The organism is Tumebacillus lipolyticus, from assembly GCF_042682745.1.
In the GTDB taxonomy this organism is placed as follows: Bacteria; Bacillota; Bacilli; order Tumebacillales; family Tumebacillaceae; genus Tumebacillus_A; species Tumebacillus_A lipolyticus.
The window spans coordinates 903163-923097 of sequence record NZ_JBHUIO010000005.1 but is presented as its reverse complement, the minus strand read 5'-3'; the positions used below and the strand labels follow the sequence as shown (position 1 = coordinate 923097).

Annotated in this window: 20 protein-coding genes; 13 read left to right on the top strand and 7 right to left on the bottom strand. The window is 56.9% G+C overall.

The window, feature by feature from the left end; genetic code table 11:
• The first annotated feature begins 66 nt into the window (after nt 1–66).
• Together dapD and ACFSOY_RS09520 are read left to right on the top strand one after the other, a co-directional pair.
• Nucleotides 67–777, top strand: a complete 711-nt coding sequence (gene dapD / locus ACFSOY_RS09525) for a 2,3,4,5-tetrahydropyridine-2,6-dicarboxylate N-acetyltransferase (protein ID WP_386046001.1) — start codon at nt 67–69, stop codon at nt 775–777.
• Nucleotides 777–1901, top strand: a complete 1125-nt coding sequence (locus ACFSOY_RS09520; RefSeq protein WP_386045999.1) for an N-acetyldiaminopimelate deacetylase — start codon at nt 777–779, stop codon at nt 1899–1901. The genes dapD and ACFSOY_RS09520 overlap by 1 nt, the downstream gene beginning before the upstream one ends.
• Before the next feature lie 223 nt (nt 1902–2124).
• On the opposite strand, the gene ACFSOY_RS09515 is transcribed toward ACFSOY_RS09520, so the two are convergent.
• Both ACFSOY_RS09515 and ACFSOY_RS09510 read right to left on the bottom strand, forming a co-directional pair.
• Entirely contained in the window at nt 2125–2772 is a 648-nt protein-coding gene (locus ACFSOY_RS09515; protein WP_386045997.1) for an ankyrin repeat domain-containing protein, read from the bottom strand.
• 82 nt (nt 2773–2854) lie between these two features.
• On the bottom strand, nt 2855–4357 hold the full coding sequence (locus ACFSOY_RS09510) for a M1 family aminopeptidase (protein WP_386045996.1): 1503 nt from the start codon (nt 4355–4357) through the stop codon (nt 2855–2857).
• Between the two features lie 226 nt (nt 4358–4583).
• Between ACFSOY_RS09510 and glpX the strand changes: the two genes are divergently transcribed.
• From glpX to ACFSOY_RS09495, 3 genes are all read left to right on the top strand, one after another.
• Nucleotides 4584–5552 (top strand): class II fructose-bisphosphatase, encoded by a 969-nt coding sequence (glpX, locus tag ACFSOY_RS09505; protein ID WP_386045994.1) that lies wholly within the window; start codon nt 4584–4586, stop codon nt 5550–5552.
• A 126-nt stretch (nt 5553–5678) separates the two neighbouring features.
• Nucleotides 5679–6971 carry a transcription termination factor Rho gene (gene rho, locus ACFSOY_RS09500; RefSeq protein WP_386045992.1) on the top strand — a complete coding sequence of 431 codons (1293 nt, stop codon included), beginning with the start codon at nt 5679–5681 and terminating at the stop codon, nt 6969–6971.
• A gap of 57 nt (nt 6972–7028) precedes the next feature.
• On the top strand, nt 7029–8300 hold the full coding sequence (locus tag ACFSOY_RS09495) for a radical SAM family protein (RefSeq protein WP_386045990.1): 1272 nt from the start codon (nt 7029–7031) through the stop codon (nt 8298–8300).
• 43 nt (nt 8301–8343) lie between these two features.
• Here the strand turns inward: ACFSOY_RS09495 and ACFSOY_RS09490 are convergent, their stop codons facing one another.
• Together ACFSOY_RS09490 and ACFSOY_RS09485 are read right to left on the bottom strand one after the other, a co-directional pair.
• Complete coding sequence (locus tag ACFSOY_RS09490) at nt 8344–8637, bottom strand: hypothetical protein (RefSeq protein ID WP_386045988.1); 294 nt, start codon at nt 8635–8637, stop codon at nt 8344–8346.
• Between the two features lie 280 nt (nt 8638–8917).
• Entirely contained in the window at nt 8918–10207 is a 1290-nt protein-coding gene (locus ACFSOY_RS09485; protein WP_386045986.1) for a tetratricopeptide repeat protein, read from the bottom strand.
• 355 nt (nt 10208–10562) lie between these two features.
• Between ACFSOY_RS09485 and ACFSOY_RS09480 the strand changes: the two genes are divergently transcribed.
• The 4 genes from ACFSOY_RS09480 (at nt 10563) to ACFSOY_RS09465 (ending at nt 12736) form a co-directional block, all read left to right on the top strand.
• Nucleotides 10563–10751, top strand: a complete 189-nt coding sequence (locus ACFSOY_RS09480; protein ID WP_386045984.1) for a hypothetical protein — start codon at nt 10563–10565, stop codon at nt 10749–10751.
• A gap of 229 nt (nt 10752–10980) precedes the next feature.
• On the top strand, nt 10981–11178 hold the full coding sequence (gene rpmE, locus ACFSOY_RS09475) for a 50S ribosomal protein L31 (RefSeq protein ID WP_386045982.1): 198 nt from the start codon (nt 10981–10983) through the stop codon (nt 11176–11178).
• Nucleotides 11179–11401: 223 nt separating this feature from the next.
• The gene (locus ACFSOY_RS09470; protein ID WP_386046799.1) at nt 11402–11965 is read left to right on the top strand and encodes a thymidine kinase; all 564 of its coding nucleotides are present in this window, start codon (nt 11402–11404) and stop codon (nt 11963–11965) included.
• A 111-nt stretch (nt 11966–12076) separates the two neighbouring features.
• Nucleotides 12077–12736 (top strand): YhcN/YlaJ family sporulation lipoprotein, encoded by a 660-nt coding sequence (locus tag ACFSOY_RS09465; RefSeq protein ID WP_386045980.1) that lies wholly within the window; start codon nt 12077–12079, stop codon nt 12734–12736.
• A 44-nt stretch (nt 12737–12780) separates the two neighbouring features.
• Here the strand turns inward: ACFSOY_RS09465 and ACFSOY_RS09460 are convergent, their stop codons facing one another.
• The 3 genes from ACFSOY_RS09460 to ACFSOY_RS09450 are packed head-to-tail and all read right to left on the bottom strand — an operon-like array spanning nt 12781 to nt 16648.
• Entirely contained in the window at nt 12781–13905 is a 1125-nt protein-coding gene (locus ACFSOY_RS09460) for a Ger(x)C family spore germination protein (protein ID WP_386045978.1), read from the bottom strand.
• Entirely contained in the window at nt 13902–15050 is a 1149-nt protein-coding gene (locus tag ACFSOY_RS09455) for a GerAB/ArcD/ProY family transporter (RefSeq protein WP_386045976.1), read from the bottom strand. Before ACFSOY_RS09455 ends, ACFSOY_RS09460 begins: the two co-directional genes overlap by 4 nt.
• Nucleotides 15047–16648 (bottom strand): spore germination protein, encoded by a 1602-nt coding sequence (locus tag ACFSOY_RS09450; RefSeq protein ID WP_386045975.1) that lies wholly within the window; start codon nt 16646–16648, stop codon nt 15047–15049. The genes ACFSOY_RS09455 and ACFSOY_RS09450 overlap by 4 nt, the downstream gene beginning before the upstream one ends.
• A gap of 254 nt (nt 16649–16902) precedes the next feature.
• Between ACFSOY_RS09450 and prfA the strand changes: the two genes are divergently transcribed.
• The 4 genes from prfA to spoIIR all read left to right on the top strand — a co-directional run bounded on the left by prfA (nt 16903) and on the right by spoIIR (nt 19866).
• Nucleotides 16903–17979, top strand: a complete 1077-nt coding sequence (prfA, locus tag ACFSOY_RS09445; protein ID WP_386045973.1) for a peptide chain release factor 1 — start codon at nt 16903–16905, stop codon at nt 17977–17979.
• A gap of 1 nt (nt 17980) precedes the next feature.
• On the top strand, nt 17981–18862 hold the full coding sequence (prmC, locus tag ACFSOY_RS09440; RefSeq protein WP_386045971.1) for a peptide chain release factor N(5)-glutamine methyltransferase: 882 nt from the start codon (nt 17981–17983) through the stop codon (nt 18860–18862).
• 6 nt (nt 18863–18868) lie between these two features.
• Nucleotides 18869–19045, top strand: a complete 177-nt coding sequence (locus ACFSOY_RS09435) for a hypothetical protein (protein WP_386045969.1) — start codon at nt 18869–18871, stop codon at nt 19043–19045.
• Between the two features lie 95 nt (nt 19046–19140).
• A complete protein-coding gene (gene spoIIR, locus ACFSOY_RS09430; RefSeq protein ID WP_386045967.1) occupies nt 19141–19866 on the top strand; it encodes a stage II sporulation protein R in 726 nt (241 codons plus the stop codon).
• Nucleotides 19867–19935: the final 69 nt, after the last annotated feature.

The window sequence follows — 19935 nt, the reverse complement described above, 5'->3', positions numbered from 1 at the left end:
ACCGGGTGCTTTTTTTCAAGCTGTGCGCTATGATAATTGGTAATGCAGGAAAGGGGACTGGTTTTGATGGAAATGATGGATGCGAAACAGATTATCGAGTTTATTGGGAAGAGCGAAAAGAAAACTCCGGTCAAAGTACATCTTAAAGGCCAGCTTGACGCCATCGACTTTGGCGCGAACATCAAAACGTTTCTGACGGGCAACGTCGGCGTGATCTTTGGCGATTGGAAAGATGTCGAACCGGTGCTCGCTGCAAACGGGGACAAGATTGAAGACTACGTGGTGGAAAACGACCGTCGCAACTCGGCGATTCCGCTGCTCGATATGAAGAACATCAAAGCGCGCATCGAGCCAGGTGCGGTGATTCGCGATCAGGTGACGATCGGTGACAACGCGGTGATCATGATGGGCGCTTCGATCAACATCGGCGCTGTGATCGGCGAAGGCACGATGATCGACATGAACGTCGTCGTCGGCGGTCGTGGCACGATCGGCAAGAACTGCCACATCGGGGCGGGCACTGTGGTCGCAGGCGTGATCGAGCCGCCGTCCGCAACGCCAGTCGTCATCGAAGATGATGTTGTGGTCGGGGCGAACGCGGTCATCTTGGAAGGCGTGCGCGTCGGCAAAGGAGCGGTCGTCGCGGCGGGCGCGATCGTGACCAAGGACGTTCCGGAAGGCGTGGTCGTCGCGGGCGCACCTGCGCGCATCATCAAGGAGATCGATGCGAAGACCAAGTCGAAAACGGAGATCATGCAGGAGCTGCGCCAACTGTAATGAGCCGCTTGGTCGACATCCGCAGAGCGCTGCATCAGATTCCAGAGCCGGGCTTTCACGAGTTCAAGACACAGGCGTTTCTGCTCGATCAGCTGAGCAAGTTGCCGGCGGATCGCTTGGAGATTCGCACCTGGCGCACCGGGATCTTGGTCAAGGTGAAAGGCAGCAACCCGAAGCGTCGCATCGGCTACCGGGCGGACATGGATGGTCTGCCGATCGAGGAGGAAACGTCGTACCCGTTCCGCTCTCAGCATGAGGGTTACATGCATGCTTGCGGGCACGATGTGCACATGACGATCGGGCTCGGCCTGCTGACCCATTTTGTCGAGCAGGTGATCGAGGACGATCTGATCTTCATCTTTCAGCCGGCCGAAGAGGGGCCGGGCGGTGCCGAGCCGATGTTGGCCAGCGAGGAGTTGCAAGCGTGGAAGCCAGACCTGATCTTCGCGCTGCACATCGCGCCCGAATACCCGGTGGGGACGATCGCGCTGCGTCCGGGCATCCTGTTTGCCAACACGTCGGAGCTGTTTATCGACCTGAAGGGCAAAGGGGGGCACGCGGCGTTCCCGCACACCGCCAACGACATGGTGGTGGCGGCAGCGCATCTGACGACCCAGCTGCAGAGCGTCGTCGCGCGGAACGTCGATCCGCTCGATTCGGCAGTGGTGACGATCGGCTGCATCGCCGGCGGCACGCGCCAGAACATCATTGCGGAGACGGCAAGGCTGGAAGGCACGATCCGCACGATGTCGCTCGACTCGATGCAAAAGGTCAAGTCGCGCATCGAAGCGCTGGTAAAGGGGATCGAGGCAGGGTTCGAATGTCAGGCGAAGATCGACTATGGGTCGAACTACTGCCAAGTGTTCAACGATGAGCAGTTGACCGTCGAGTTTATGCGCTGGGTGCGCGAGGCGGGCAAGGTCGAGCTGATCGAGTGTCCGCCGGCGATGACAGGTGAGGACTTCGGTTACTTCCTCGAAGAGATTCCCGGCTTCCTGTTCTGGCTCGGCGCAGAGACTTCGTACGGGCTGCACCATGCCAAGATCGAGCCGAGCGAAACGGCGATCGAGGTGGCGGTCGAACTGATGGCCGACTACCTGACGTGGAAATCAAAACAGGCGTAGGGGAGAGGCGGTAGATTTTCTCTCCATGCAGTATGAAAGGGACTGAGCGAATCGCTCAGTCCCTTCGTATTGGATGCTATTTCGCACATTGGATGCTGATCGATGTGCAGAAGGAGAATATCGAACAAAGGGGCACTCAGGATCGGCCTGAGTGCCCCTTTTCTATGCCTGCATGTTCACTTGATGCAACCTGTTCGATCATCGCCGTGACAATCTGCCACGATCAACCGAGCAGGTGCAAAACGTGCTCCTGCTGTTTGCTCTTCGCCGTATCGAGCGGCGTTTCGCCATCCTCTTTCTGCGCGGTCACGTCGGCCCCGTGGGCGAGCAAGAGCTGGATCATCTCGACGTTGCCTTGCAGCGCCGCTTCGTGGAGCGGTGTAAAGCCACCTTCCTGCTTGGCGTTCACCTCCGCCCCGCGGGCGAGCAGCAGCTTAGCGATCGCGAGGTGACGGTTGGCGACCGCCGAGTGGAGTGGCATGACGCGAAATGCATTTTTCGAGGCGACATTCGCATCGGCACCCTGTTCCAGCAGATAGGCGACGACCGCGTGATGGCCGAGAAAAGCGGCCAGCCCGAGCGGGGTGAAGCCGTCGCTGCCAAAGGCGGACGCCAGTTGCAAATCGCTTGCGACGAGCTCCTGCACCCGTTCCAGCTTACCGACTGCTGACGCTTCGAACACGTCGAGCTCGATCCCCTGTTCCAGCAGATAGGCGACCACCTGTGGTTTGCCATGATAGATGGCGGCCAAGACGGGCGACTGCCCAGTCGCAACGCGCACCTCTAGCAGCGCAGGCTCGGCTGCCAGCAGTTGCTGCAAAGCATCGAGATCGCCCGCAGCGCTCGCTTGTAAAAAAGCTTGTGTGTTCAAAGAAGTGTCCTCCCCAGAGAAAAGGTGTGGTGGATGGCAAGGAATTGGAAAATAGATCCTGATCGCAAGTTCGACGCGCCCGCTAGGAAAACCTGCCCGACACCTGCGGGATCAGCTCGTCGTTTGGCGTGTCCAGCCACAGCTTCAACAGCTCGACCGCCTGCGGGTCGATGTCGGCCAGCGCTTGCTCCAGATCGGCTCGCGTCGCCGTGGTGCCCGCGTTCTTCAGGTAATACTGTTGCAGGAACTTGAAGAAGCGATCGTCTCCCATCTGACGCCGCAGGTCGTGATACATCAGCACGAGGCGCTGGTAGGTGTAGTAGTAATGCGCCTGTGAGGTGTGATACGTTCCGTACGGCACAGCAGACTTGCCCGTCTTCACCCGGTTGGATGTGCCGAAGCGATAGGGGGAGTACGTGTAGTTTTGAGCGAATCGCGACCACGCATCCTGAATGTGTTCCTGATAGGCGGACACCCCGACGCGCCGCTCTTTGTCGAGCAAGGCGGCATAGTCGGCCAGCCCCTCGTCAAGCCACGGAGTCTCCACCTCATAGTTGCCGACCGCGTTATAGAACCACGCGTGGGCGATCTCGTGCACCACCCAATGCTCAGGATCGTCATAGCTCCACAGATCCTGGGCAAACAGGGCGAGGTTGGGCAGCTCATGGGCGTAGATCGTCCCCTTGGGGAGCTCCAGCACGCTGAGCGTCGGGTAGGGGTTGGTGCCGATCTTCTCCGAATAGGTCTGGACAGCGGAGCGGGTGAGCGCGAGCGTCCGCGGCAGGTCGCTCTCCGCCACCGTCGCGACGGTCACCTTCATCCCTTTTTCCGTCTTGTAGGATGTCTCATGGAAGCCAGCGCCGCCGACCAGGGCAAAATTGCGCACCTTCTCAGCCGTATATTTCATCAGCTTCTTGCCGTTCTCCAACTTCTTCTCTTCGACCAGTACGCCAGAGGAGTACCATCTGCTCGCAGCAGTGCTTTGCCATTCGACCTGATAGTTGCCCAGATCCATCAGATAGGGATCGCCAAAGCCGAGCGAATCGGGGCGGTGCATCCACTCCCCGTCGCGCTCCACGCCGACGATCGGGTACCAGTAGGAGACGGTCGCCACCCCTTGCCACGTGCCGGTGCGGGCGGGCGATTGCGGCAGCTTGGTCACAAACGAAAGCGTCACCGTCTGTGGCGATTCACTTTTGGCAGCTTTGATCCAAAGCTCCTGCTCGGTCATCTCGACAGCAACATCCTGTCCGTTCAATTTGACATCGCGAATTTGCATCGGAACATAGAGGTAGAGCGGAAGCCCGTCCAAGCGAAGCGCGGGCACGGTCAGACTCATCTCCCCGGTGATCGTGCCGCTCTCTTCCTCATAGGTCGCTTTGATCCGATAGGTCGGCTCGGTCGGCGTCGGCGGGGCGAGCGGATGGAGGTTGAGCGACCGCTCGCCAAAGTAGAGCGTGTACTGCTGCGCGATCTGCGGGAGCCAGCCATCCTGGGGGCGCATCACCACGGCGAGCACGATCAAGGTGGCGAGCAGCGTGAGCATCGCCGAGTACAGCTTCAGAAAACGTGTGCGTCGTCGCATGGATGCGACCTCCTTTCCGATCGGACCGATGTCGACCGCAACAGACAAAACGATGGAGCGAGCGGGAGAATGCGGGCGATTTTCTAACAATCCGGTCTGTCAGTGCATGAATGGTACAAAATTCGACAAAGATAGCAAGGTTCCTTCAAAAGAAAGCAGTATAACACAATCCAGCCATTGTGATATAATATAAGCGAGTTTTAGGACGGAAGGGGTTACTATCAACATGGAACGCGAATTAGCGATGGAGATTGTGCGCGTCACCGAAGTTGCAGCTTTGGCATCGGCGCGCTGGATGGGCACCGGCAAGAAAAACGAGGCGGACAACGCAGCCACCACGGCGATGCGGGCGATGTTCGACTCGGTCAACATGGAGGGCACTGTCGTCATCGGCGAAGGTGAGATGGATGAAGCGCCGATGCTGTACATCGGGGAGAAGCTCGGCACTGGCGATGGCCAGAAGCTCGACGTGGCGGTCGATCCGCTGGAGGGGACCAACATCGTCGCCAAGGGGCTCTGGAACGGTCTGACCGTCGTCGCCGTCGCGCCGCACGGCTCGCTGCTGCACGCGCCGGACATGTACATGGAAAAGCTCGCCGTAGGGCCGCGCGCCAAAGGCAAGGTGCACCTCGATGCGACCGTCAAGGAGAACTTGGAGGCGGTGGCAAAGGCGTCTGGCAAGCACATCTCCGACGTCGTGGCGATCCTGCTCGACCGCCCGCGCCACCAAGAGCTGATCGAGCAGATCCGCTCAGCTGGCGCGCGCATCAAGCTGATCTCCGATGGCGATGTGGCTGCTGCGATCAACACCTGTTTTGAAGAGACGGGCGTGGACATCATGTTCGGAACGGGCGGCGCTCCGGAAGGCGTGCTCGCCGCAGCGGCGCTCAAGTGCATGGGCGGGGAGATGCAAGGCCGCCTGAAGCCAGAGTCTGATGCGGAGATCGAACGCTGCGCCGGGATGGGCATCACCGATCACAGCCGGATTCTGATGCTCGAAGATCTGGTCAGAGGGGATGATGCGATCTTCGCTGCTACCGGCGTCACCGACGGCGAACTGCTCAAAGGGGTGCGCTTCCTCGGCCACAACCTCGCCACCTCGCACTCGCTGGTCATGCGCGCGCGCACCGGCACCGTCCGCTTTGTCGAAGCGAGGCACAAGCTCGATCAAAAGCCGCATCTCGTCATGGTGTAAACGGCGCACATCGAAGCATTGCTAGTGCTTCCGCCCTAGTCCTGCATAAAGTGGGAAGAAGGCGGTTAGTATGGTATAATGCTTTAATGTGTTGCAATCATCATATCGATTGTAGGTGAACGTTCCTTGCATACTATCGCAGAATTGGAACTGATGAAGCTTACCGAACTGTATAAATTGGCCAAACAGTTTGAGATCCCTTATTATGGAACGCTCAAGAAGCGAGAACTGATCTTCTCGCTTCTGCGAGCGCAAGCGGAAGTTGAAGGCTTTATGTTTGCGGAGGGCGTGTTGGACATCATGCAGGACGGGTACGGGTTCCTGCGCCCTGTCGGCTACAGCCCATCTTCGGAAGACATCTATGTGGCCGCCTCGCAAATTCGCCGTTTCGATCTGCGCACAGGCGATCGCGTCTCCGGAAAAGTGCGCAAGCCGAAGGAGAACGAGCGATACTTCGGCCTGTTGCAAGTCGAAGCGGTCAACGGCGTTTCGCCAGATGTGGCGGCGGAACGCATCCACTTTCCTGCGCTTACGCCGCTGTTTCCTGTTCGCAAGTTCACGATGGAAACTTCCTCCACAAACTACTCCACCCGCATCATCGACCTGCTCACCCCGGTTGGCTTTGGTCAGCGCGGACTGATCGTCGCTCCTCCGAAGGCTGGGAAGACCCTGTTGCTCAAAGAGATCGCCAACAGCATCACCGCCAACCATCCAGATGTGGAACTGCTCGTCCTCCTGATCGACGAGCGACCGGAAGAGGTCACCGACATGCAGCGCTCCGTCAATGCGGAAGTGATCGCTTCGACGTTTGACGAGTTGCCAGAGAACCACATCAAAGTGTCGGAGCTGGTGTTGGAGCGGGCGATGCGACTGGTGGAGCACGGCAAGGATGTGGTCATCCTGATGGATTCGATCACCCGACTCGCCCGCGCCTATAACCTGGTGATTCCACCTTCTGGCCGCACGCTGTCCGGCGGGATCGATCCGGCAGCTCTGCACCGTCCGAAGCGGTTCTTCGGAGCGGCGCGGAACATTGAAGAGGGCGGTTCGCTGACGATCTTGGCAACTGCGCTCGTCGATACGGGCTCGCGGATGGATGATGTGATCTATGAGGAGTTTAAAGGCACGGGCAACATGGAACTGCAGCTTGACCGCCGCCTTGCGGAGAAGCGCATCTTCCCGGCGATCGACATTCGCAAGTCGGGCACGCGAAGAGAAGAGTTGCTGGTCGCGCAAGAGCATCTGGACAAAATCTGGTCGATGCGCAAGTCGATGAGCGACAATCCGGACTTTACCGACCTCTTCTTGAAGACGCTGAAGAAGACCAAGTCGAACGACGAATTCCTCGCCACGATCGAAGGTGCCAAAGAGGCGAAGCAGTTGAACAAAGAGGATGCAAAAGGGACGGATGGACGTTAATCCGTCCCTTTTTGTGTTATCATAAGACAGATACTCGTAGGGAGGAAGAAGAAGAGCATGCATCTCGTGTACGCCGATAATAAAGGACAGATCTACGATCACCCCGATCTGCTGGCGCTCGGCCGCAACGGGGAGTTTTTAACAGATATTTACGAAGAAGAGCTGATTCGGCTGCCAGAGGGGGCAACGCTCGTCTCGCTGCCAGGCACCCGGGCGCTCGGCTTCGATCCTGAGACGGGCAAGACGATCTCCTTGCCAGGCGAGTACAGCGCGGTCGGCGCGCTGCTTCCGCAAGGCTTTACTCGACTGCTGCTGCCAGGCTATGGCAAGCGAGAGGACGCGGAGCCGTTTCCGCTGTTCGGATACACGGCGGTCGTCTGGAAAGAGGACGGCTTCTATGTGGCGGCAGACGCGACAGACGATCCGTACCGCTGGAACCCGACGATCTTCCCAGATGAGCAGGTCGAATCGAAAGTGCGGGAGATCACCGGGCTCTATCCGGACAACCGCATCTGGCAACACCTGAGCAACTGTGCGCTCGTCTACGGGTGCCTGACCTCGCGGAACACCTTTCTTGAGCGGTGGGAAGGGGCGCTGCCCGTCTCCTCCACCTGCAATGCGGGCTGTGTCGGCTGCATCTCCGAACAGCCGGATGACTCGCCGTTTCCCTCCCCGCAGGTGCGGATGAACTTCAAGCCGACGGTGGAGGAGATGGTGGAGCTGATGCTGCACCATCTGGAAGCATCGGCGGACAGCATCATCTCGTTCGGCCAAGGCTGTGAAGGGGAACCCTCGACCCGCGGTGTGGACATCGCCGAGGCGATCCGCCGCGTGCGGGAGAAGACAGATCGCGGCTTTATCAACATCAACACCAACGCGGGACTGACCCAGATGATCGAGAAGATCACCGATGCGGGCCTCGACCTGATGCGCGTCTCGACGATCTCGGCGCTCGACGATCACTACAACGCTTATTATCGCCCGCGCCTGTACGGGGTGGAGGATGTGGGACGCTCGCTAAAATATGCGGCAGATCATGGCGTCTACACCTCGATCAACTACCTGATCTTCCCGGGCGTCACCGACCGTGAAGAGGAGATCGAGGCGATGGTCGATTTTATCAACCGGAACCAGGTCAAACTGATTCAGATGCGCAACTTGAACATCGACCCAGAGCTGTATTTGAGCACGATTCCCAAGGCGAAAGGCGAGCTGCTCGGCATGAAGACGATGCTTGAGATCTTCAAGAGCGAGTGCCCCGACACGGTGATCGGCTCCTACACGCACGTTCCGCCATCCGAATTCCGCAAGCAGATCAAAAAGCCCTGACCATCCGGTCAGGGCTTTGTTTGTTTGCAGCATCTACAGGATCTTAGTGGTTGGGTCCGTGATCGGTCCACCAAGCGAGAGTATTATCTGGAGCTGGTTCAAGGATGTCTGCAACGGGGGTGGGCTCTTCGATGATCTCAGTGCCCGGTTCAACGTCAGGCTGGGAGATGTTCGGACCAAAATCGGTCCACCAATCCAAGAGCTCCATCGATTGAGGTGCTGTGCGATGGTTCGGACCGTGGTCGGTCCACCAAGCTTCTGCCTTCCCTTGCGGTGCTGTGAGAACTGTGACGACCGCAAATGCGGAAAGTAATAACATGCCGATCTTCTTTTTCATGTGCTGTGCCTCCCGAGAAAGTGGATTCATGGTGCAGCGAAGTTAGTTAAATCGGTTGTTGGGGCTTTTTGATTAGTTAAGTGCTGGTAATCGTGTTGCTATCTGCGCTATAAACTATTATACAGAAAAAAGTTACAAATACAACCGATTCCCGGTGAAATTGGATATATAATTATCTACAATTTGTAACAAAATACTACACAATAATTGATATCATTAAATTACAGAAATAAAACACCCTTATCCAATTAGATAAGGGTGTTTTAAGTCAATCAAACGATCAAACCATGATGCCGATCTTGCGCAGCGTTTCATCGAGGACCAGCTGCATGCGGCGCAGCGTTTCGGTCGCGCTCACATAGTCGCCCATCGCTTCATACAGGTCGGCCAGCTCCTGGTAGACGAAGCGAAGCTCGCGCAGGTTTTCCGTATCTAGCAAGATCTCGATCGTCTTTTCAAACCACATGATCGCCGTCTGGTTGTCACCCTGTTCACGCTTGACGACAGCGAGCGCATGGTAGATCGTCGAGAGGTTGCTCACGCCGTCAGGGAGCAGGAACAGCGATTCTTGGCAGAAAGCTTCCGCCTGTTGCAGTTTGCCCTCTCTGACATACAGCTTGGCGATCTCGCCATGAATTTTGGCATCGTCGCTTGGGATCTCCAGCTTGCGGTATTCGGCGAGGCACTCATGCAGGAGCCCGATCGCCTTTTCGACCTTGCCCTGTTCCGCCTCGACCAGCGCGAAGTTCGCCTTGACGTCGATCGCCTGTCTGATGTTTTGCAAGCTTTCATAGATGGTCAGCGCGTCGTGACAGTAGTCGATCGCCCGGGAGAAGTCGCGCAGCTTTTTGTAGGAGACGCCCAAGCCGAGATAGACGTCCGCCAATTGGCGCAGGTTGGTCGAGCCGCGCAGCAGGTTGTACGCCTCGCGATAAAAGCGAATCGAATCTTCAAACTCGCCGAGCTGATGATGCGCGTGTGCGAGGTTGGTGACGATCTTGGCTCGCGTGTAGGGGTCGATCTCCTTGAGCCGGGAAAACGTTTCATACGCTTTGCGCCAGTGGTAGAGGGCGAGCGGGAAGTTCTCTTGCGAATACCTCGCCTCGCCGAGCTTGTTTAAGCAGAGCAAGGCGGTGTGGTCATCATTTTTGCGAATCACCGTGTCGAGCACCTGTTCAAACATCTCGATCGACTTCTCGATGTCGCCACAGATCAGAAATGCTTCGGCGAGGTCAAACTGCACTTCGTGTACGGGCAGGTGTGGTGCAGGGTTGCCGATCAGCTCGCGAAACAGCGGGATCGCCTGTGAAAAGTTATTCGCAGCGAGATAAGCTTTTGCCAGCTTATAGGTGCTCGACTGCTCCATCTGTGTCTGCATGTCAGCAATAAAATATTCGATCGGGGTCTCCAAGCGTTCGGCGATCTGTTCAAGGACTTTGTGGGAAGGGTACGCCTTATCCGATTCGATCTGTGAGATCATCGAGATGGTGACAATTCCTGAGCCCAGCTCTTGTTGAGTGAGTCCTTTCTGCATGCGAAGCTCACGTATTTTCTGGCCTAAAGAAATCAAATTCAACCCTCCTAAACGATTAATTTTAGTTATGATTTACCCCGCGCTATAATTAAGTCAATAATTACGGATGTTACCCTCATGTTTAAAGTACACCGTATTTTGAAGTTTGTAAAGTGTTCTAACATTATCTATGTGGATTTTAGTTGGATATTTCAAACAATAGACAATTTTGCGTAGTTTCGCGCGGCGGATGGTTTACCTCTTCACAGTTCAAAAGTATTTTCAAAATTCTTGATCAGGATAATAAAAATGTAAGGTGGTATTGCAGAAATGAACTTCCTATCTTATACTTTTCAGTAATATTCTGCTGAATTTTACGTTTGTAAGGCGGTGTTGAGCGAGGAGGGGTGATATGATCGAAAACATCGGGTGGGCGGGCCTGCTGCCCATTTTGATCGCTTTGGCGCTGGTCGTTCTGGTGGTGGCTGCGATCATGCAAATCAGGAAGGCGACAAGAGCTTCTGCTCAGCGCGTAGATTCGATAACGGATGCGCTTCATAAACTCATCGAGGCGAGAGATAGAGAAAAGCAGAATCGTTGAGGCATGATGCGCCAGAGCGGCAGGCGTCTACCCGTTTTTTCTCACGCAGAGGGTGCAAGCTGCAGATGGGGGACGGCAGCGGAGAGATGGTCGTTTTGGTAAATTGTCAGTCTTTTGTCGCGGGGATGAAATTCTTGCGATCAAAAAACGGTCTGTGGTATACTAGCTTTCAGTGTGTATGAACAAAGGGCCATGGCAAAATCTATGGCCAGGAAAGAGGTGACAAGAAATGAAAGCTAATCTTCATCCGAAGTACTACGTTACTACCGCTTCCTGCGCTTGCGGCAACAAGTTCGAGCTGGGTTCCACCAAGGAAAACCTGAAGGTCGACGTTTGCTCGCAGTGCCACCCGTTCTATACTGGTAAGCAAAAGTTCGTAGATGCCGGCGGTCGCGTCGACAAGTTCAAGAAGAAATACAACCTGTAAGCCGCGATCTGAAATGTATGAAAAGGCAGGGCGTAGGGCCCTGTCTTTTTTATTGTCTAAAATCATCGCTGCTGCGAACAGGAAGCGGGCAGTTTTTGTAGAAGCAGTAGTCTATAGAATCGATAGCATGAAAGCGGCAAGTTTGGAACGAACAACAGGTTAGGGAGAGATCGTGTTGTATTTTTCGAAGCAGCAGGGTTGGATCGAAGTGATCTGTGGCAGCATGTTCTCTGGCAAGAGCGAAGAGTTGATTCGGCGGATCAAGCGGGCGAAGATCGCTCGTCAGCAGGTCCAAGTGTTCAAGCCGAAGATCGATGATCGGTATCATCTGACAGCTGTTGCCTCGCATGGAGGCAACAAGGTAGACGCGGTCGCGGTTGCCGATGTGGCGGAGATCGCAGCAAAGATCGAAGCGACGACCACCGTGATTGCGATCGACGAAGTGCAGTTTTTATCCCATGATGTGGTCTCATTTTGTCAAGAGATGGCCGATCGCGGCGTGCGCGTGATCGTCGCCGGACTCGACACCGATTTTCGCGGCGAGCCGTTTGGCCCGACGCCCACTCTGATGGCGGTCGCAGAGTATGTGACCAAGCTTCAGGCGATCTGCTCCGTCTGTGCAGATCCTGCGACGCGCAACCAGCGCTTGATCGACGGTCAGCCTGCCCACTATGACGACCCGGTGATTCTGGTCGGGGCGTGCGAGTCGTATGAAGCTCGTTGCCGCCATTGCCATCAGGTGCCAAAAGGTCAGTCCATGAAGCTTCGTGCCATCGCGCACTCTTAATACGTACCAGCGAGCGGCCCTTCCATTTCGAAGGGTCGTTTGCTTTTGGTTTCCAGTGTCAGGGTCGCCCGCTCCGGGCAAGATAAGCACAACCCCGAGGAGGTGACCTTGATGCAAATGCAGCGCAAGTGGATCATCGGGCTCACAGCCGCACTGATTGCGGTGACGATCCCCGGATGTTCGGCCAACAACGATCTAGCGCAAAATCAACAGCGCTATGGAACCAACACGCTTCAGATCGGTCCGAAGTCTGCGAAGCAGGAGATGCCGCGCTTCGATAACAAAAACATCGACGTGGACGGCGATGGTGACAAAGAGCACCTCTCCGGGCGCAACGATGTGAGCAACCCTTCGGTCGATCTGCGGTCGTTCACCTACCCAGGCAGCACCGACATGTCGCAAGGCATCTATCCGACATCGACGGCCGACCGCATTCAGGATCTGGCGTCCTCTGTCGATGGGGTGGCCAACTCCCGTGCGATCGTCGTCGGTCGGACGGTGGTGCTGGGCATGAACTTGGAGCGCACCGTTCGACCGGCGCAAAAAGCAGATCTGGTCGATACGGTTCGCCAGCGAATCCTCGTGCAAGCTCCGGTGTTTGAGCGCGTTCATATCACCACCGACCGCGCGTTGACGCGCCGCGTGCAGCGCATTGCAGATGAGCTTCGCGCCGGCCATTCGCTCTCGATGTACAACGAGGAGTTCATGGACTTGGCAAAGCAGATTCCGCCAGTCGGTCCGAGCACGATGCCGGCTATCCCTCGCCGGTAATCGCAAACGTTGGAGCGGAGCCGCATCCCGATGCGGCTCCGCTTTTATTTGATGATGCCGGTGCGGATGATGTCGAGCTTGAGGTTGACTTTTATTTTCGTCTGCGCGTAGGCTTCGCGCCATATATCGTGGTTCCACCGCTTGTACAGTCCTTTCGCGCGGAGATGATCTCCGATGCCGATCGGATCGCATTTGTACTTTCGCTGCAACTGCTGAATCAGGTCTTCCATTCGCTTTTTGAGACCTTTTTCAACCTCTCGTTCGATCTTCTCCAGCACATCTTTCTTGGAGATCGACTGTGTTCCCGTGTACTCGATCACTTGCCCGAAGAGCTTGATGTCAAAGACGATCTGCGGTTTGCCATCCTGAATGCTCGCCTCATGCGATTGCTTGGAGAGCACGTAGGTCAAGAGCACTTGCGCCGCTCCCTCATCCCCGCCGAGGTTGTGCAAGGTCTGCTTGAGATCGGCACCTTTACCAGATCCCTTGAGCATCAGGAACATCTTGGTCTCCTCAGGCGACAAGGACCCGACGAAGCGATCATCGCGAAAGAGCGCCGTGCCAGCGGCAAGCAAATGTTCACCAGTCAGGCGGATGTAGGGGATCACCGGATCGGTGCCGCTGCTGTTGTATTCGCGCGCGAAGCCGTACAGCGTCGTCTTGGGGATCGAAAACGTTTTTGCCTCTTTGCTCAGCAGTTCGAAAATATATTTTCCCACTCGCTGATGCTCCGGATATTTGGTGGCGAGCACTTCTCGCGCATCGCCGTCGGAGATGCAGAGGATCAGCGAGGAGGTGATGTTCACATCGCGCAGCAGCGTGTCGACTGCGCGCCAGAGGCCGACGCGCGCCAGCTTTTCCGAAAAGATCGCCGTTCGCATCTGCCCGGAGACGACTTGGCGATCGGTCGCGAGCGAAATGTTGCTAGTCGCCTCTTTGAACAGGGCCCCCTTCGCCGTGATGACTTGCACTTTCTCGGTGGCCTCCTGCGAGGTTTCGGGCATCGTCACCGTGACTTTCAGCTTCTTGTCTTCTGCCAGATCGTACGCAGCTGCTGTGATCAGCCCGAGGTCTTCGAGGATGTTTTTTTGGGCACAGCCTGTGAGCAGCAGAGACGCGATGAGCAATAAGGAGAGCCGTGTAGATCGTCGCGATGTCGCATTCCTCATGACGCTTCCACCCCTTTCGAATCTTCCTCTTGTTGACGGCGTTCCGCCCGCTTGCGAAAGAGAATCGCCACCAGCAGCAAAAAGAGCGGAAAGAACAGCGAGACGACACAGCCGATCATCGCGCCGATCTCTTCAAATTTTGTGAGCATCTGCATATCGCGCGGGTACACGCCGAGCAAGAACAGGAGGGGCACGAAGATCAGCGTGGAAAACGCAGGGTTCCATCGTTTCAGCTGTGTCACAAAGCGCCCGGCCGCCCACAGATAAGTGGCTGCGGTGCTGACGATCAGAAACGACCAGGTCGAGATCCCAAAATGCTCGATGCGCTCCGCCAGAGGAAGCGTGATGATCTTAAACAGGGTCAGGGTGGGCGAGACGATATTCTTGATCTGATCCTGCGAATAGAAGCCGACGGCGATCAGCACGACGACCAGGTATAACAGCGTGGTCGACCAGATGCCGATCGAGGTGGCGAGCAACGCTTTTTTCTTGTTTTGAATGAACGGGTAGATCGCAAGCATCAGCTCGAAGCCGACCATCGAGGCGGACACTTTATAGGTCGCCCGCATCAGCCCACTCCACTCGAACTCGAAGACTGGCTGGTAATAGTCGGTGTGAATTTCTTGCAGCGGAACGATCAGGAACAAGACCATCCAGGCGGTGGCAAAAAAGGTGAGCACCGCAAAGCGTCCGAGCACTCGCGCTCCCCCGAGTGCACAGTAGGTGATCGGCATGAGCAGGAGTAAAAAGAACAGCGCTTTCGAACTGACGGGGAACAGCCACTGCTGCACGACCTCAATGTAGCTGCGCGAGACGTCGGCGGCGATCAAAATGCAGTAGAGCGCAAAGCAGAAGCCGAGCAGATTGCCAACCCACCTGCCGAACAGACGATTGATGATCCCATACACATCCTGATCCTGAAAGCGCCGCGCGAGCACGAATAGGATCAGGACGGACAGCTGGGTGATCGACCCGGCGATCAGGATGGCGATCCAACCGCTGTGGCCCGCCTCCTCGGAGACGAGACGGGGGAGGCTGAACAGAGCGATTCCGATCTGCACAGATTGGACAAAAAACATCGTCTGCGTGAAGTCGATCGAGTTGAGTGCATAAAATTTGGCGCTTGTGACGGGCTCCTTTTTCACGATTCGTCTCCTTTCCCCGAATCGACCGATTGATCGGTTGGAATCGCATGCGGCGTTGCCGGGTCCTGAAACGACTGGCGCTTCGTGTCGCGCGGCCTGGTGTTGGTCGGTCTGAAGATCATAAAGGGGGAAGGTGCACGAACGAACGTGTCCTTCCAATCGCTCAGACGGATCGGCACCATCGGCGTCAAGTAGGGCGTGCCGAGCGAAGAGAGGTGCAAGAAATGGATGGCGATCATCAGAATGCCGATAAACAGCCCGTACAGTCCGAAAAAGCCTGCCAGCAGGATCAGATAAAACCGCAGGGCGCGCAAGGCCCCCGACATGATATAAGAAGGCGTGATGAAGGAGGCGATCGTCGAGAGCGCGACGGAGATGATCAGGATGTTCGAAGCAAATCCTGCGGAGACGGCCGCCTGTCCCAAAACGATACCGCCGACGATGCCAATCGTCTGGCCGACCTTGGTCGGCAAGCGCGCGCCCGCTTCCCGCAAGAGCTCGATCGTAACCTCCATCAGCAGCGTTTCATAAAGAGGTGGAAAGGGAACGCGAGCTCTCGACTCGGTGAGCGAGACCACCATGTCGTTCGGGATCATCTGATAATGATAGGTGACGACCGCCACATACAGTGCGGACAGGGAGATCGAGATCACCACCCCGACGATGCGCAGCGTCCGGATGACCGAGGCGGAGACCCAGCGGTTCGAATAGTCTTCACTGGTCTGAAAAAACTCGATAAAGGAGGCGGGGCCGGTCAGACCGAAAGGCGACCCTTCGAGAAAGATCGCCACTTTGCCGTCGAGCAGGTGTGAGGTGATCCGCTCGGGGCGCTCCGTCATGTGAAACTGCGGAAACGGCGAAAACGGATTGTCGTCGAGCATCTGCGCGAGGTTGCCCCCGTCGAACACGCTGTCAACTTCAATGTTGCTCATGCGTTCGACCACCGAGTCGACATACTCCTTCTGCGCGAGGTTGTCCAGATAGGCGATCGCTGCAAACGCTTGTGAGTATTTGCCGACCTGCTGCAACTTCACTTTCAGATGAGGTGATTTGATTCGGCGGCGCAAAATGGAGAGCGAAGTTTGCAGCGACTCGGTAAACGACTCCTGCGGGCCCAAGATCACGCTCTCCGTCTCCGAGCGATCGATCCCGCGCACCGGAGGGCGGTAGGTGTTGACCGCATACGTTTTATTTGACCGTTTGATGAAGAAGATCGTCCAGCCGGAGAGCAGCAGGAGGGATGCTTCTTCCATGCTGTCCAGCACCTTGATATCCAGCGCTCCCGACACTTCGTCGGGGCGCAGGTTGGACGGTGTGGTCGTCAAGGCGGAGATGGCGGAGAAGGCGCTATCGATCAGCTCGACAGGGCAGAGCGGTTCGATGTAGGAGACGAACACTTTCGAATCGGTGATCATGCCAGGCGGCAGCTCGCGCATCACGATGTCGATCGAGTCGTCAAACGTTCTGTGGAAGGTCTGAATGTTCTGTTCGTACGAATCGAGTGACCCCTTCGAAAAGTTGGGCATCGCATGGGATGGGGTGTCATCGGAAGGGCGATGGTGAATCTTTTTTATGATTTTTTGCAGAAAGCGAATCATCTTGTGGTTCCCTCCTCCCCGATTGAAACGATTGAGACAGCTCCCCATTACAATTTGCAAATGTTGGCTGTTTTATGAGCGGCTGCCATTTTGACGAAGTTGGCGTTCTCTATTATAATTGGACTGTTATACTAGACCCTCAATCATGGGGAAATGGCCGGTTGATCCGGCCGATGAGTCTGAAGCGAAATCCCGGCTCTCGGACAGCTGACGAAATAGATGAGAACAGAATCTAAACAGAGGTGAAACTGAAGATGATCGACCGCTTACAAGCGCTTGAAGATCGTTATAACAAACTGAGCGATCTGCTTTGCGATCCAGAGATCGCAAGCGATCCGAAGAAGCTTCGCGAATATGGGAAAGAACAGTCCGATCTTGAGGACACGGTTCACGTGTTTCGCGAGTACAAAGAGGTGGTCACCGGCTTAGCGGACGCGAAGAGCATGCTCGGCGAGAAGCTCGATGACGAGATGCGCGATCTGGTCAAGATGGAGATCGACGAGCTGTCAGAGCGCGAAGAGGACTTGAAAGACCGCCTGACCGTTCTGCTGCTGCCGAAAGACCCGCTCGATGAGAAGAACGTCATCGTCGAGATCCGCGGGGCGGCCGGCGGGGACGAAGCGGCGCTGTTCGCAGGCGACCTGTTTAAGATGTATACCGCCTATGCGGAGCGTCAGGGCTGGAAGACGGAGACGGTGGAGGCGAACTATACGGAGCTTGGCGGCTTCCGCGAGGTCGTGTTCCAGATCATCGGTAAAGGCGCTTATTCCAAGCTGAAGTTCGAGTCGGGCGCACACCGCGTGCAACGGATTCCGTCCACCGAATCGGGCGGGCGGATCCACACGTCGACGGCGACGGTCGCTGTGCTGCCAGAGGCGGAAGATGTCGAGGTGGAGATTCACGATAAAGACCTGCGCATCGATACGTTCTGCTCGTCCGGCCCGGGCGGCCAGTCTGTCAACACCACGCAGTCTGCCGTTCGCATCACGCACGTGCCGACCGGTGTGTCCGTCTCCTGTCAGGATGAGAAATCGCAGATCAAAAACAAGGAGCGCGCCATGAAAGTTCTCCGCGCACGCCTGTTTGAGATCGAGCTGAAAAAACAGCAGGAAGCGGCCGCTTCGGCGCGCAAATCGGCTGTCGGCACCGGCGATCGCTCCGAGCGGATCCGCACGTACAACTTCCCGCAATCCCGCGTGACCGACCACCGCATCGGGCTGACGCTCCACAAGTTGGACTTTATCCTCGCCGGCGACCTCGACGAGATCATCAACACGCTGATCACCGTCGAGCGCACCGATGCGCTGAAAGCGCAAAACGAGGAAGAGTAAGATGTTTGCTCCACAGCAAGAGACGATTCGGGAAGCCCTCTTTCGGGCTTCCCGTTTCTTTGAAAGCCGGGGAATCCGCTCCGCTCAGTTCAATGCGGAAACGCTGTTGCAACATGTGCTGCACATCGACCGCACCCAGATGCTGGTGCGGTTTGCCGAACCGTTCCCGCCAGATCGCAGCAACCTGTTTGCCGAGCTGGTACAGCGGCGGGGTGAGCAGGTGCCGCTCCAACATCTGACCGGGGTGCAGGAGTTTTACGGACGGCCGTATCGCGTGTCGGAGGCGGTGCTGATCCCGCGCCCGGAGACGGAGCTGCTGATCGAACGGGTGCTGCAAGAGCGGGAGGCGTTTGCGGAGAGCCCGCTGATCGTGGACATCGGGACGGGCAGCGGGGCGATCGCGGTGACGCTCGCGCTCGAATGGCCGGATGCGCGGGTGATCGCGGTGGACATCTCCGAGGCGGCGCTTGCGGTCGCCAGGCGAAACGCTGCCGATCTCGGGGCGGAGCGGGTGGAGTTTCTGCAGGGCGATCTGGTCGCCCCGATCTTGGAGCGCGGCTTGCGACCCGACCTGATCGTGTCCAATCCGCCGTACATCCCGACAACAGATTGTGCAGACCTCGATGTGGAAGTGCGCGACCATGAGCCGCGGCTCGCGTTAGACGGAGGGGAAGACGGGCTGAACCCCTATCGCGCGATCTGTCGGGAGCTGCCCAAGCTGCTGCCGGTAAGCGGCCCAGCTTTTGTGGCGTTTGAGGTCGGCATCCATCAGGATCGGATGGTCGAACAGATGATTCGCGACAGCCTATCACAATGCCACACGGGCATCGTGCCCGACTGGCAAGGCATCGGTCGCGTGATCTGGGGCAAGCGAGGAGGTTGAGGGAAGATGGGTCGCAAGAAGGTCTGGGTGTTGGTGCTGATCTTCATCGGCATCCTGTTCTCGCTGTTCATCAATTTTGGGCAGGAATGGGTCGAAAAGGCTCCGCTGATCGGCTGGAGCGGGGCGGCCGTCTGCTATCTGATCGCGCTGTTGATCGCGCGCTCGGGCAGGCGCAGACGCTAATCTCTTATTTTTTGCTAGATTTCGCTCGCGATTGGTATAAACGGCACATCTTCTGTCCATACTCGTAGCAGAGAGCAGACGAGGGGGATGGAAAGATGATGAACCGGGTGGCCTTGATGCGAGAAGCTGTGAAGCGGATGAACAGACGCGTGGTCGTGGCGTTGATCTTCGCTGTGATGTTGGTCGGGTACGGGATGACAGCAATCCCTGTGCAGGGGCAGGTCGTTTCCAATGAGGTGTTGGCGGAAGCAGCGCTTGCACAATCGATCCCAGGGGATGCGATTCGGCTGCGCATCATCGCCAACAGCGACAAGCCGGAAGATCAGCAGCTTAAGCGCCTCGTTCGCGACGAGGTGATCCAGGTGGTCGCAGCCGTCGTGGAAGGTGCGAAGTCGCCGGAGGAAGCGCAGGCGAAGATCGCCGCCGCCCTGCCGAAGTTTCAGGAGACGGCAGAGCGCGTCATCGCCGAGAACGGCTTCTCCTATGCGGCGCAGACCGACTTCGGCCTCGTGCCGTTCCCGACGAAGATGTACGGGAGCGAAGTGTATCCGGCAGGCGACTATGAAGCGCTCCGCATCCAGATCGGGGAGGCGCAAGGGCAAAACTGGTGGTGCGTGCTGTTTCCGCCGCTCTGCTTTGTCGACATGGCCAACGGCGATGCGGTGCAGGCGCAGGATATGGAAACGGCGCCGATCGCCACCGCGATGGTGGTGGACAGCTCGGGCGACGAGCAGGAAGTCCAAGTTCGCTCCGCCTTTTGGGACGCGATCGTCGAGTGGTTCGCGAGCCTGTTTGAAAGCATCGCCAGCTGGTTTGATTGATCAGCAAGACAGCAAGGTCCGGCTCATGCATCCCCCTCGGTGCTTTGGAGCGGACAGATCGACCGAAAC